The following is a 13,557-nucleotide window of genomic DNA, read 5'->3' on the forward strand; positions in this document are numbered from 1 at the left end:
CGTTTCAGTATAACCAAAATACAACTGTTTTTCTATGAAATAGCGATCCTTTCATCCCATGCCTAAAGGCCGACTAAAGTCCGATATGGGCTTTCCCGTATCGCAAAATCTGTAATGCATTTAGCTATTACTGATTTTTTAATGGTTACGTACAAAGCGGCAGCAACCGATCATTTTAGCAATTAATATTTCTTGTTTCTTATTTGGGTAGATACGAAATTTATATACTTTATTTACTAACATAGGTTGCACTTCATTTTGTTACAGGATATCTACAGTATACAAAAAAGCGTAGGCTTGATATTCATCTCTCACCTACCGTTAGGCTAGCACTCTTCACACGCTTGAGGAAGGGCTATTCTGTCAGAAAACGATAAAAGATACACATTAGCTGTCTCATTACTATCTGTTCAATTTGCAAGTACCATTGATGATATTGGAGAAATGAATATAAAGCGTATTGCTAGTTCGCACAAAAAGTCCGAAGATTCCTTTCAAGGGGTCACCATCAAGCTAAGGTTTTCATATACCCCGTACATGAAATCTTCAGCTAGTTATTTATAAAGGGGGGGCTTATTCAACCCTTTGTTTTGATATGTAATTTTACATATCAAAACAAAGGGTAGTGATATACAGAGTATGAGTAAATTATATTGATAATATCCAAAATTTATTTAATTTTGAATGAATTTGAATAATTTTTTCGAAAAACCATCCATATCAAGTTGTAACTATTATAATTACTTAAGTGAAATTGAGCAGTGATTTTAGAAGTATAATATTTTCTCTCACACCAATATGTAATAGTTGATTATTAAATATAAATCGACAAAATTCTATTATTTACGCATTAATAATCTCATGTTTTAATAAAGGTGTAATTGATTATTCACTAAGAAGGGGGAAAGATACTAATAAAAGTAGAGTAAAGTTGCAATTAACATTATGTCAAATTAATTTTCTGAATAATTAGTATATTTTGAGTAGAATCTAGAATTAGCAAAGTATCACATTTTCACACAGAATTAATTTCCTTATTTCGGTAATCAAAAATGAGTATGACTTCTTCAGAACAACAGAAGCTGACTGATATGCTTTCTATACAGGTTGGAGTAGATTTTGTATTGTGTACATGGGACTGCCGATTAAAAAATACTTGGAATATATCAGAAGTAATATGCTATTCTATCAATTTATCGAAAGCGTTTTCGTCAAAATTTTTAAGAAGAAAGGTTGGTCTATATGAACAAAGGAAAGAAACGTAGATTACAAAAACCAATTAAGGTGCTTGCAACATCCGCTATTTTGGCAACTACGTTATTTACACCTGTTATGACAAATAATTTAAATGTACAAGCTGAAACAGTTGCCGCACAAGCTGTAAATCAATATGAACAGAGGGAGTTTGATCTTCCAGCTACGGGGAGTTATTGGGATGAAGGGAAAAGAGAGAGAAGAGGCGAGCAAAAAACCTATATGCCAACAGGCATCTACGTAAAACCAAATGAACAAGTTACAATTGAAGTATCGGGAACGCAAAAGATTAGAGCGATTATTGGGACACATCAATATGATAAAGAATGGGGAAAAGAAATTGATCTTTCTCCTGGTTCTAATACTATTTCCTCCCCAAATGGTGGTTTATTAGGGTTTGATAATCATCAAGATACAGGAACAGTTAAGGTGAAAGTCACACAAGGTGGGAGTCCTGTTCCATTTTTCGAACTAGGAAAGCATACGAAAGCAGACTGGGTTGCGATGATGGACAAGTATCCAGATGCGCATGCTGTTCAACTAAAATCAGAGAAAGCAGTACTTACTGTTACTCGTGACAGTGCTAAGAAATATATAGTGAATCAAGACCCTATTCCTCTATTAAAAAAATACGATGCAATGATTCAAGCACAAGATAAGATATCGGGATTATCTGAAACAAATTCTAATCCGTTACATCGTTCAACTAAGCGCATTTGGGCTTTTGTAGAAAATCCTAACAAACAAGACTGGGGTATGTATGCAAGTTTGGATGGAGCCGTATTTACTACTGCTGGTGAAGCAATTAAAAGTACTTTAGATATAAATGCTTTTGGATGGGGACAAATGCATGAAGCGGGACATGCAAGACAACAGCACCCATGGACGTGGAATGACCTTAGAGGAATGGGTGAAGTAACTGTTAATCTATATTCTTTGGCTGCACAAAAGCAATTATTCCCTGATCAACAAACACGTTTAGAAAAAGAGGGGGATTATGATAGAGCCTTTGCGTATTTAAAACAAACTGATAAAGATTACAAAAATATTGACGACTTGTTTGTGAAACTTGTGATGATTTGGCAGCTTCATTTAGCGTATGGGGAAGATTTTTATCCGAATCTTCACAAACTATATAGGGAATTACCAAATGAACAACTTCCTCAAACAGACGAAGAGAAAATCCAAGCGTTTATATACAATACATCAAAAGTAGCGAAACAAAATTTACTTCCGTTCTTTGATCAATGGGGACTGAAGGCAACGCCAGAAACAAGACAAAAAGTAGAAGCTTTGAATAAACCGACATTGGTTGCTCCTATCTGGGAAGCAACTGACTCTAAACCTATAAAACCACTAGCTGCATTGTCGAAAAAAACAATGAAAGCAAGTGCAAATAGTGAGGAATCATGGCACGATCCGGCAAGTAATGCAATCGATGGAAACCCTAATACAATTTGGCATAGTAAATGGGATGCACAAAATCAATATCCATACAATTTGACGCTAGAGCTGGGTGAAACGCAAACCATTTCACAATTAGCATATCTACCAAGACAAGATTGGTCGGAAAATGGCCGTATTTTAAATTATAATATTTATACGAGTGTAGATGGCGTTAAGTATGACAAAGTATCTTCTGGAACATGGGAAAATAATAAAGATAAGAAAACGGCAACATTTAATCCTGTTACTGCGAAATATGTGAAAATAGAAGTGACAAATGGACAGGATGGATTTGCTTCAGCAGCTGAAGTAGATATTCTAACTGATTCTACATCTGTTAAACCATATTTATTACCTAAAAACACGATGAAAGTAAGTGCAAATAGTGTGGAATCACAAGATTCAGCTAGTAAGGCAATCGATGGAAGAGCAGATACATTTTGGCATAGCAGTTGGACACCAAATCAATATCCATATAATTTAACGCTGGAGCTTGATAAAAACCAAACGATTTCACAAGTAGACTATCTTCCAAGGCAAGATGGATCTGAAAATGGCCGTATTTTAAACTACAATATTTACACGAGTGTGGATGGCGTTAATTATGAAAAAGTAACTTCAGGAACATGGGAAAATAATGCAGATAAAAAATCTGCAAAATTCAACCAGGTTACTGCAAAATATGTAAAAGTAGAAGTGACGGATGGGAAGAATGGATTTGCTTCTGCGGCTGAAGTAGATATTTGGGGTTATTAGGAGTCACCCTATATGGGGTCACTATACATGCCTATCAACTTACCAGAACGTGTTGCCCCCAAAATGATAAAAAATTTTCGTTTTGAGGGCATTATAAAAGTTTAACCTAATGATTATGTAGCAGGTACCAATTATTAAAGAGAAAATGCAATAGGATTCATCACTATATCAATAAAGATAATTTAAATATAAAAACACCTTTCATTAATGACTAATGAAGGGTGTTTTGAATTAATATTATAGTTCATCTTCTTCCGCTTTTTTACTATTATATTTACTATATCCATACATGCATAGACAAAAAACGCAGCCTATACTGTTCCCAGTAAGGTCTCTCATGGTAATTGTTTTTCCAGATAAATGTGTGAATAAAGTATATAAAACAAAGAAAATAAAGCCTGAAAATATCGAATTTCGTATCAATGTTTTTTTATTTGCATAACGTAAGTATATTTTTTTGTACGCATCATTATAATTATATAAAATGATGTTATTAGAAGAATAATTAGGGCTAGAATACCAAGTGATGTCACTTCTTTATTTAAAATCACATCATATATGATAGCTCCAAAACAGATAAAAGAAAGAGGAGTTTTTTGAAGTTAGGCTTGTTTCGGAATATCACCAGACATTTAAAATGTAAAGAGTCCCTAGGGGAATAGGGACTCTTTAGTGGTAACCCTTTACATAGGTTGGGTGTGAATACTTTAACATTTTAACATATAGCTACCTTATCCGAAGGTAACAAAAGGTAACAAAAGGTAACAAAAAATAATACATGTGACATATAGAATTTTATCGTTAAAAACGAATCGTGTAAAATAGAGAATTTTCATAGAAAAGGTGGGTTGTCTAATGAATGCCGAAATGAATAGTACAACACTAAGATACCTGTTGACACTCCCACCCCTAAAGGGGCCAGCTGACTAATATCAGTGGGATTCTTGCTACCAAAGGCGAAGTCCATTTCTGGTATCGCTGACGTGCAAGATTGCGGTGTGCCATCACCACTCCCACAACAGACCATATAGGTTCGTGGGCTACGGTACTGTGACCATACCGTACAGATTGTTGGTTCTCAAATGTTTTTACGTCTTTTGCATGACGACTTAATACATTTTACGGAGTAGAAGAATTTGCTACCCCAACCTCATATGTATTCTGTTTTCAGAGAACAATCGTTTTAAAGTCTTTTGCATGACTATGAATAAAGTATACCATGTTTTGCTACGCAAAAACGATACTTGCATCCCACGTCTAAAGACGGACTAAAGTCCTGCGTGGGCTTTCCCGTATCGTAAATTCTGTAAAGAAAAAGAGAGAAGAAATGATTCAACTAACAAAACGCTATTTTCTCACTTCTCCGGAAGTCATTCAAGTAAGTCAAGAATTAGATAAGTTATTGAACATGTTACGAAATGGTTATTAAGCAATTTATTGATAACGAGTACCATCTATGATTCTATAGACTATATCCATTTCGAAAAAATTTTCGTTCTTGCTTAAAGACCTTATCAAAACAAAAGGAGCTAAACTATAGATATTAGCTCCTCTTATTTGCAAATTATTTAATTATAAAGGATACGATTACTAAAATGACAAGCAGAATTCCACCTAAGAATTGTCCTAATCCAGAAGCCTCTCCAAGAATTAATAAATTGAAAAGATTTTTTCTTGTTTGGGTCTTTCCTACAAATGCATCATCTTTTTTCATTCTATATAAGCCCCATAAGATTAATACCACTCCAAAAACGATACCAAATAATTTTAACACCATTATATTTACCTCCATTTATTATACAAATAATGGATTTCCCCCTATTTATATTCATTATTTGTATTTTGCTATATTGTTTGAATGTTTCTTGTCAATTATATTTGTTTACTACTATTAGTCATCTTCTTCAAATATAAAAACTTCTTCAATTGATAGGTTGAAAACAACAGATATTCTATATGCTAGTAAAACAGATGGATTATACTTTTGCTTTTCTAACGAAATAATCGTTCTTGAAGATACAAATACTTTATCCGCTAATTCTTGTTGTGTTATTCCATGTTTTAAACGCAACTCTTTTATTCTATTTTTCATAGAAATCTCCTAATTAAAGAAAACTATTATAATATTTTTTAGCTAATGTATTCGTAATTAGACAGCATATTATAATGAGACATAGCCCAGTATTAATCGGAATTATAATCCATTTCGAAAGAAACATCGTAAGAAGAATCATAACCATAAGAATACTTATGGTAAAATGTGCAGCTTTTCCTTCTATTAAATCATCCCTTTCATCATATTCCTTTGATAGCTCTCTTTCTAACTGTTTACGATTAGTCTTATATTTAGTTTGAGAAACTAAAGCAAAAATTAAAAGTAATACTCCCGTAAGTATCTTTAAATTTCCCAAATAAAACCCTTCAGCAAACGCGGCTTCAGTATGATCAAAAATTATTTCAAAAAAACCCATTGTAATAATTGCAAATGAACATAAATAAAGTTCTTTAAATCTATTCTTCAAACAAATCCCTCCTAACAAAACTTTATATGAAGTTTACTTCACGTGAAGTCATCTTCATATTACACTGCCTTGTAGAGGATGTCTAGCATTAATTGGTTCTGTTGCAAATATATAATGAAGAACAAGAATACAGATTTCCCCGTATGATTCTATAGACTATACCTTTTTAAACGATTTTGTATTTTTTGTGGTAATTGCTAAATTTGATTATTATAGAAGTAATTTAATTTTTTTGAAATTTAAATTATAAGAAATCGTTGTATTCTATACTAAATACTATACGAAGGGAAATGGGAAGTTGAAAACGAGAGGGCTTCTTACTGCAGAGCAAAGGGATATGGATGTTTCGAAAGTTCGTTATATTTTAAAGCAATAAAAGGTAGACATCTCTTTCATAAGAGGTGTCTACCTTTTATTATTTGTTTATAAGCAATCAACAGCGCTATAGTGTCCTTATGGTTACTGGAGTTAATCATAAGGAGGTTATGTTTGCATAGGAACGGGATTAGGAATAGAGATGTTCCTATGCAATATTTTAAAAATAGCCCCCATTAGCATTGGGAGTTATTTTTTTATTTTAGCATAGTGCTCGGTAATATATAACTTGATGAATAATTTGTTACTTTTTTGTTATGTATTTTTCAATGAAATCGTTATTTGAATGAAGTGAGGCCTTTAACAAGAAAATAAGGCGTCACACATGTTTTTAACGGATTCATATTAGGGGTCTGTGTAGTAGTTGAACAAGAACGGAAATAGAGTTTAATCACATTATGTAGTAGCACTACATCGCTATCAAGCTAAGGTTTTGAAGTACCCCCCTAAATGAAATTTTTCTTTCTCCACAGTTAGTTATTTTGAGAAGTTCGCTCATTTTTAGTTTTTGGGATGTTTACTTTTCTTAAGTTGATGGGCATGTATGATGACCACTATTAGTTGATACAGAAGAAGAGAAAACAGAATATATAGAGGGTTATTACAAAAGAATTATGATTATGGAGAACCGAAAAAGCTGAAAGTGGAAATATTCTTGGACAATGGTGTTGAGGATGATAATCCGTGGGCATGCAAAGCATACGAAGTTTTATCATAAGATTTTTATTTACTTTATAGATAAAAGGGAGGAAGTAGAATAATAGGTCTATAAAATAAAAAGAGCCCCTATTCCCTAGGGGCTCTTTGAGAGAGAACTTCACTAACTAACTTAATTAGTGGGATACGGATTAATTTTAACATATAGATAGCTTATCTGAAGGTAACAAAAAGTTAACAAAGGAGATTTAAAAGAATATATTGCGTGATCTGAAGAAATCTTATGTTTTCCACTTTTGTAACTTTACCCATAAAGTTGCCGCTAAAGGAAGCATATCTTTGCCGGAAATCACATGTTTTTGAGGAGATTTAGTTGATTATTCGAGGGGAAAGGAAGTATATCTTTGCCGTGGATTAATTATTAACCCATAAGCTTGCCGTGAATGCTGTTGGTTTGTAATAAAGTTTGATCAAAAGCATGCTACAAAAATTGATTTTTCAACAGAAGAAACCCAAACATTTCGAAAAAAGTTTGATCAAAATGCTTGGGTTATTTGTTGCTAGTGAATAATTTTTTATAAAAAAGTTTAATCATTTTTCTACCTGTGTTTGCTCAACAATCGCGCCCGATTGTTGAAGATCGTTTTTCTTATTGAACTAACGCATCTGTTCGTTAAGTGTAACTTTTCACAATTACTTGATATTATATAGGTGAATAGAAAGATAAATTAAAATTTAGTTTAGTAGTTGTAAAAGTAGGTTATTTATATTATTCTATTATAATTTTTCAAAAAGGAGAGTTTATGAAAAAGATTATTGTTTTTGTATTAACGATATTTATATTAATCTCAGGATTCGCAACACAAAGTTATGCGTTGTCTGATTCGAAATCTGCGGCAATACAAGCGTTGCTAGATGATGCCTCTCGTATATCAGGTGTGCCGGGAATGTCAATCTCAATACTTGCTGATGATGAAGTGTTCTACTTTTCTTCAGGGTATGCTGACCGTGAAAAGGGGTTGTCTGCAAGTGAAAATACACTCTATGAGTTAGCCTCGGTCAGTAAAGCTTTTACCGGTATGGGTATTATGCTATTGGAAGAGCAAGGGCTGCTCTCAATGACTGACCCTGTCCAAAAATATTTACCTTGGTTTACGTTAAAGTATCAAGGGAAACCTGTTGATATGCAAAGCCTTACACTAAATAACTTTCTTCACCATACCAGTGGTCTAACAAATATTAGGCATACTCAAAGTATTCCACAAGGCAATACACCGGATATGTTGCAAAAGACTGTGGAAATGCTCGTAGATGCTGAATTGGCGTTCCCTCCCGGTGAACAGCATAACTATGGAACCGTTAATTATGACGTATTGGGTTTGATTATTGAGATTGTGTCGCGACAAAGCTATGAAGACTTTATGAGGGAACAGGTATTTCAGCCGTTAGGTCTTCACCAGACGTATGTTTATAAAGAAGATGCTCAAGCCACTGGACAGTTGGCACAGGGCTACCGTTCTTCCTTTTTTATGACAACTCCATTTAAAGCTCCGGATTATGCTGGGAATAAGCCCGCAGGCTACATCATTTCTAATACAAAAGATATGGCGCGTTGGATGGGCATACAGATGGGTATTGTGCAGGACATACCCGAAATATTTTACACGGTTATCGAAAAATCACATAGGGGTGATATGTCTGTTTCGGCTGTCAACGATATGTATTATGCGGCAGGCTGGTCGGTAAACGCCGACCAAACGATTATAGAACACACTGGGGGCAATCCAAATTTCAGAACCGAAGTAGTCATACTGCTAAATGAACGAACAGCCGTCTGCTTGCTGAGCAACGGCGCAAATACCAATATAAACCTGGTACTAAAAGTTAAAGATATACTAGACGGCAATCTAACTCAGTCATATGAAATAAGCGGCACACAGCTTTTGGATATCATTTTGTCGTCTATCACTATTATTCTTTGCCTATTGGCCGTTCTCCTATTTCTCTTAGGATTACGCAGAAGGAAAACGAATGAGCGGCAGCCAATGACAAAAAAGAGAATAATCGTAACAGTTATTTTCCTGATCGCTACGATTGCCCTGGGTATACTGTGCTGTGCTTTCGATTGGTCAACGATACTTATTTGGCAAACATATAGTGTTCTTACAGCTTTGATTTCGTCAGCATTATTAACAGCAAGCATTACATGGTTTGTATACACTCACCGATAAAATACCTTGCTCCCAAGATAAACATAATGTTAAGTAATTAAATTTCAATTTATCGGTATGCTTAATTTAAAAAACATAAGACACTTCGGTGTCTTTTTTAATATCATCGACAATTTTCCCAGTCAAACCTAATTACTATCGCTTCCACTAACCTGCTCCGTTTGTGGAATAAGGATTTTTAAACAACTAATATTATTTTTCAAATGACTTTATTATAAATTAAACAACAATATTATTTTTGCACAAGCGTCGTTAGATAACATTTCTTAAAAGACTGTTATTCAACAATCTGGCCCTTTAGTGGAGTAACTTTATTGCTACTCAACAGTTCCTTAATCCGCTTTTCAGTTCAGATCTTCTTTTCACTATAAAAACATCCCTTTAGATAAACAGATCCAAAGGGACAAAACATCGCGTCTTTTTTATAAACACTGTGACTTTATTTAAAAGCGACATTAAAAATATTCTTCAAATCCTGGAAGCATAAGTTTGCCGCAAACAAAAAGAACCATAAGATTGCCGTTCCGGCAAACTTATGGTTCATATCACAAGTTTGTGACTTTACCCATAAAGTTGCCACTAAATGAAGCATAACTTTGCCGTAAACAAAAAGAACCATAAAGTTGCTGCTAAAGAAAGCATAACTTTGCCGTGGGTTAATTATTAACCCATAAACTTGCAGTGAATGTTACAACAAGAAAAATAAAAATACCTATTATCAGCATCAGGCATTTAATCTTACTATTTTATTCATTAGAGCTTTTATACGACAAGTTCAATAACTTTAACAACGGAGTTTTATTATATAGGCTTAATGATAAAAGTGTTTGTAATGATATCCTTTGCTTTCTAAGCATAATTGCTTTTAGGGGTACCGTCAGGGAAATGCGGATTTACAACGCTAAGTCCATTTTCCTGACGATTCCTCCGCTTTCAACAACGTTAAGAAAATTTTATATGAAAGAAAGTTTTGTTCTTTTAACCCAAAACGGTCGTTTATGGTTAGATGAACTACTCACAGCTATTTATGTGATGCCCATTTTTTAGATGTAATCAAAGGTAGAACAGTTGCATCATGAATTTGCCAAATTCCTTGTATCTGTTGTCCCATATGGAAGAATCTCGTATATTTTTGCAGCAAGTGCTTGGGGAGATTCCTTTGCCCCTCTTTTAATCCAATCGTTAACAATATTATAGATACCGCCTGCTAAAAACAGGATTTGCATTCTGCTCATGCCATGATTGCGCGTAATATCCGCTTGAAAGACTTTTTCCATTGTGTAATTCAAATAATCAAGCATCATACTAGATATATTTGCATCAATTAACTTTCCTGACGGTTTCTGTGCGGACACAAATCCCTCTATGATATATTCAATAATTAGCTGCATACTTTCATATGGATCCAAACTATCAACTTCTTTCAAGAAATCTTGAACAATTTCATCCACAGATGCTTGTACGACGTCGTAAACGTTGCGGTAGTATTTGTAAAATGTGACTCTGGCAACTCCAGCCTTTTTGCAAATAGCTGTTACGGTTATATCTTGCAGTTTATGTTCATGCAGCAGTGCGCTTAATGCCTCCTTAATGTATGTCTGAGAGTGTATACTGTCTTCTCTTGACTTTCTCAAAGCTAACACATCCCTTCGTTCTGTTCGTTTTAAGTGGAAATCATCACATAGTGCTTGAAAGATGAAAATCCCCTGCTATACTTACACATGTAAGTACAATTGTTAGCGTAGTGATAACGTCATTGTATAAAAGGACATTATTGCTGTCAATGTGTACCATTTCCTTTGTTTCCTACTGGCAATTCGGCGCCATTCTGCAAGCTATAAATAGGGAGGGATATTCAGATATAATTTATAATAAAGATTTTAAAATCTTTATATATGAATAATATTTAATTTTAGTGTTTGTGCTTTTCTAAATTACAACGTAAGAACAAGAAAAATTTTAGACAAGAATAGGGTGAGGTTTAATTGGCGAAATATTTGTATAAGTTAGGCCATTGGGCAGTAAATCATAGAAAAAAGGTTGTATCCAGTGCACTCGCAATTCTGATTGCATTTGTGCTTATTGGAGTCAACATGGGTTCCTCTTTCAATGATGAGATGAGCATTCCGAATACACCGGCAGATAAAGCAGGAAAAGTAATTGAAAAAGAGTTTAAAGCGATGCAACCAGCAGGTGCACAAGTAAAAGTAGTATTTCAAGCACCAAAACACGAAACCTTGGAGTCAGCGGAAGTACAACAGAAAATTGCAGAAGTTCTAGGTGAGATTAAAAAAGATTCAGCTGTTGATTCTGTGGCAGCACCGATGCAACTGCAGAACCTTAGTGAAAATAAGAAAATCGGATATGCAGTTGTTACGTACAAAGTGAAAGCGGAAAAGGTCACAGAAGCTTCTAAGGATAAGATTTTAGATAGTATTGAAACAACAAGGGATGCCGGCATTCAAACGGAGCTATCAGGAGGCGATATTAAGTTTTCCGACTCAGAGACTTCAGGTATGACTGAAATTGTTGGAGTACTTGTTGCCTTCGTAGTCCTGACATTTACTTTTGTGTCTTTCCTAGCAGCTGGACTGCCGATTCTCACTGCGATAATCGGATTAGCGATTGGAATGCTAGGAATCATGATTGGAACCAATTATGTGGAAATCCAATCTGTTTCCTTAACATTAGCTGCCATGCTGGGACTCGCAGTAGGCATTGACTATGCGCTCTTCATTATCAATCGCTTTAGACAGCAGCTCGCACAAGGAGATTCTGTTCCAGAATCTGTTGCCATTGCAACGGGAACAGCGGGAAGTGCCGTAATCTTTGCAGGATTAACTGTTATTATTGGTCTTTTGGGACTGTCTGTTACAAAGATTCCATTCCTAATAGCGATGGGCGTATCCGCTGCTTTTACTGTGTTACTGGCTGTGGTAGTTTCCGTCGTCATATTACCGGCCATATTAGGAATTATCGGCCATAAGATTGCCCCATCTAAACAAAATCGATTCTTGCAAAAAATGACTGGTGCAGGTAAGAAACGCACTGGTTCAAATAAATGGGGAGAATTTGTCGTAAGACGTCCTCTGGTTGTTTCGATTTTCGCAATCGGACTACTTGTAGTGATTACGATTCCATTTTTCCATATGAACCTTGGGCTGATTTCTGATGGAACATCAAAGTCCACAGAAACGACAGAACGAAGAGCATATGATTTATTGACGGAAGCATATGGAGAAGGATTCCATGCCTCTTTAGCGGTAGTGGCAAAATCTGAGGAAGCAACAGCTGAAACGCAAAATGCTATGAACACTATTGCAAAAGAATTGGGTAACCTATCTGACGTGAAAAGTGTGACACCAGTTATCCCTGGGCCTTCTGGAAAGATTTATATGATTTCCGTCACACCAAAAACAGGACCTGACGATACAAAGACGAAGGATTTGGTAAATGCGATTCGGGACAAATCGAACCAGACCGAGAAAGAAAATGGAATTGAACTAATGGTAACGGGCACAGCAGCGATGAATATTGATATTGTGCAAAAGCTGAGTGATGCCTTGCCAGTTTTCACTGCTCTTATTGTGGGACTTGCATATGTACTTTTAGTTCTAGTGTTTAGATCTCTGCTCATTCCATTAAAAGCAGTATTAGGGTTTCTACTTTCTCTTGGTGCTACGTTGGGAGCCGTGGTATTTTTCGTGCAGGATGGGCATTTCCAAAATTTATTTGGTTTCCCAGCTGCCAGTCCAATCTTAGCTTTCTTGCCTGTTGTTCTGATTGGCATCCTGTTCGGACTTGCCATGGACTATGAGGTGTTCCTAGTGAGCAAGATGCGGGAAGTATATACGCATACAGGCGACCCAAAGAGAGCTATTTTAGAAGGAATGCGAGAGAGCGGTAAAGTCGTAGTCTCAGCAGGATTAATTATGATGTCTGTATTTACTGGATTCATGTTGGCACCTGATAGCATCATTAAATCCATAGGCATGGCTCTTACATTCGGTGTTTTCTTCGACGCATTCATCGTGAGAATGACAATCGTGCCTGCGGTCATGGCTCTCATGGGTAAGTCAGCCTGGTACTTGCCAAAATGGCTGGATAAAATTTTGCCTAACATTGATGTTGAAGGAGAAAGCATTATACATCACATGGAAAACAAAAGTGAAAAGATATATAAACAGAACAGTTAAAGTTAATTCATAGTTGTATTCATAAAAAAACCGCTTCCCTATAAAAGAGAAGCGGTTTTTTAGAGAAAGTATAGATTTTCCTTCGCTAATTATGTAAATATATAAAAGGACATGATTGCT

8 protein-coding genes and 2 pseudogenes are annotated in these 13,557 nt (G+C 35.2%); 4 read left to right on the forward strand and 6 right to left on the reverse strand.

Annotated features, from left to right (window positions below):
- Positions 1 to 141 precede the first annotated feature (141 nt).
- Positions 142 to 243, reverse strand: a pseudogene (locus BAU28_RS20015) (helix-turn-helix domain-containing protein); the annotation flags it as partial.
- 999 nt (positions 244 to 1,242) lie between these two features.
- Here BAU28_RS20015 and BAU28_RS20020 point away from each other — a divergent pair.
- Positions 1,243 to 3,456: a M60 family metallopeptidase gene (locus BAU28_RS20020; protein WP_071719704.1), complete on the forward strand. Its 2,214-nt coding sequence runs from the start codon at positions 1,243 to 1,245 to the stop codon at positions 3,454 to 3,456.
- Positions 3,457 to 3,693: 237 nt separating this feature from the next.
- On the opposite strand, the pseudogene BAU28_RS31455 reads toward BAU28_RS20020, so the two are convergent.
- Positions 3,694 to 4,037: pseudogene (locus BAU28_RS31455) on the reverse strand (hypothetical protein); the annotation flags it as partial.
- Positions 4,038 to 4,750: 713 nt separating this feature from the next.
- On the opposite strand from BAU28_RS31455, the gene BAU28_RS20030 reads away from it, so the two are divergent.
- Entirely contained in the window at positions 4,751 to 4,885 is a 135-nt protein-coding gene (locus BAU28_RS20030; RefSeq protein ID WP_276327757.1) for an aspartyl-phosphate phosphatase Spo0E family protein, read from the forward strand.
- Positions 4,886 to 5,020: 135 nt separating this feature from the next.
- On the opposite strand, the gene BAU28_RS20035 is transcribed toward BAU28_RS20030, so the two are convergent.
- From BAU28_RS20035 to BAU28_RS20045, 3 genes are all read right to left on the reverse strand, one after another.
- The gene (locus BAU28_RS20035; protein WP_071719706.1) at positions 5,021 to 5,233 is read right to left on the reverse strand and encodes a hypothetical protein; all 213 of its coding nucleotides are present in this window, start codon (positions 5,231 to 5,233) and stop codon (positions 5,021 to 5,023) included.
- Positions 5,234 to 5,347: 114 nt separating this feature from the next.
- A complete protein-coding gene (locus BAU28_RS20040) occupies positions 5,348 to 5,548 on the reverse strand; it encodes a helix-turn-helix transcriptional regulator (protein ID WP_071719707.1) in 201 nt (66 codons plus the stop codon).
- Positions 5,549 to 5,561: 13 nt separating this feature from the next.
- Complete coding sequence (locus BAU28_RS20045; RefSeq protein ID WP_071719708.1) at positions 5,562 to 5,978, reverse strand: DUF2178 domain-containing protein; 417 nt, start codon at positions 5,976 to 5,978, stop codon at positions 5,562 to 5,564.
- 1,835 nt (positions 5,979 to 7,813) lie between these two features.
- Between BAU28_RS20045 and BAU28_RS20055 the strand changes: the two genes are divergently transcribed.
- On the forward strand, positions 7,814 to 9,241 hold the full coding sequence (locus tag BAU28_RS20055; protein ID WP_071719709.1) for a serine hydrolase domain-containing protein: 1,428 nt from the start codon (positions 7,814 to 7,816) through the stop codon (positions 9,239 to 9,241).
- Positions 9,242 to 10,314: 1,073 nt separating this feature from the next.
- Here BAU28_RS20055 and BAU28_RS20065 read toward each other — a convergent pair.
- Positions 10,315 to 10,875 carry a TetR/AcrR family transcriptional regulator gene (locus BAU28_RS20065; RefSeq protein WP_071719711.1) on the reverse strand — a complete coding sequence of 187 codons (561 nt, stop codon included), beginning with the start codon at positions 10,873 to 10,875 and terminating at the stop codon, positions 10,315 to 10,317.
- Positions 10,876 to 11,226: 351 nt separating this feature from the next.
- On the opposite strand from BAU28_RS20065, the gene BAU28_RS20070 reads away from it, so the two are divergent.
- A complete protein-coding gene (locus BAU28_RS20070; RefSeq protein ID WP_071719712.1) occupies positions 11,227 to 13,437 on the forward strand; it encodes an MMPL family transporter in 2,211 nt (736 codons plus the stop codon).
- Positions 13,438 to 13,557: the final 120 nt, after the last annotated feature.

Source organism: Bacillus paramycoides (assembly GCF_001884235.1).
Lineage (GTDB): Bacteria > Bacillota > Bacilli > Bacillales > Bacillaceae_G > Bacillus_A > Bacillus_A paramycoides.

Bases quoted from the DNA above. Each gene is read 5' to 3' on its own strand.
- BAU28_RS20020 (WP_071719704.1), top strand. From the start codon at position 1,243: ATGAACAAAGGAAAGAAACGTAGATTACAAAAACCAATTAAGGTGCTT.
- BAU28_RS20035 (WP_071719706.1), bottom strand. From the start codon at position 5,233: ATGGTGTTAAAATTATTTGGTATCGTTTTTGGAGTGGTATTAATCTTA.
- BAU28_RS20040 (WP_071719707.1), bottom strand. From the start codon at position 5,548: ATGAAAAATAGAATAAAAGAGTTGCGTTTAAAACATGGAATAACACAA.
- BAU28_RS20055 (WP_071719709.1), top strand. From the start codon at position 7,814: ATGAAAAAGATTATTGTTTTTGTATTAACGATATTTATATTAATCTCA.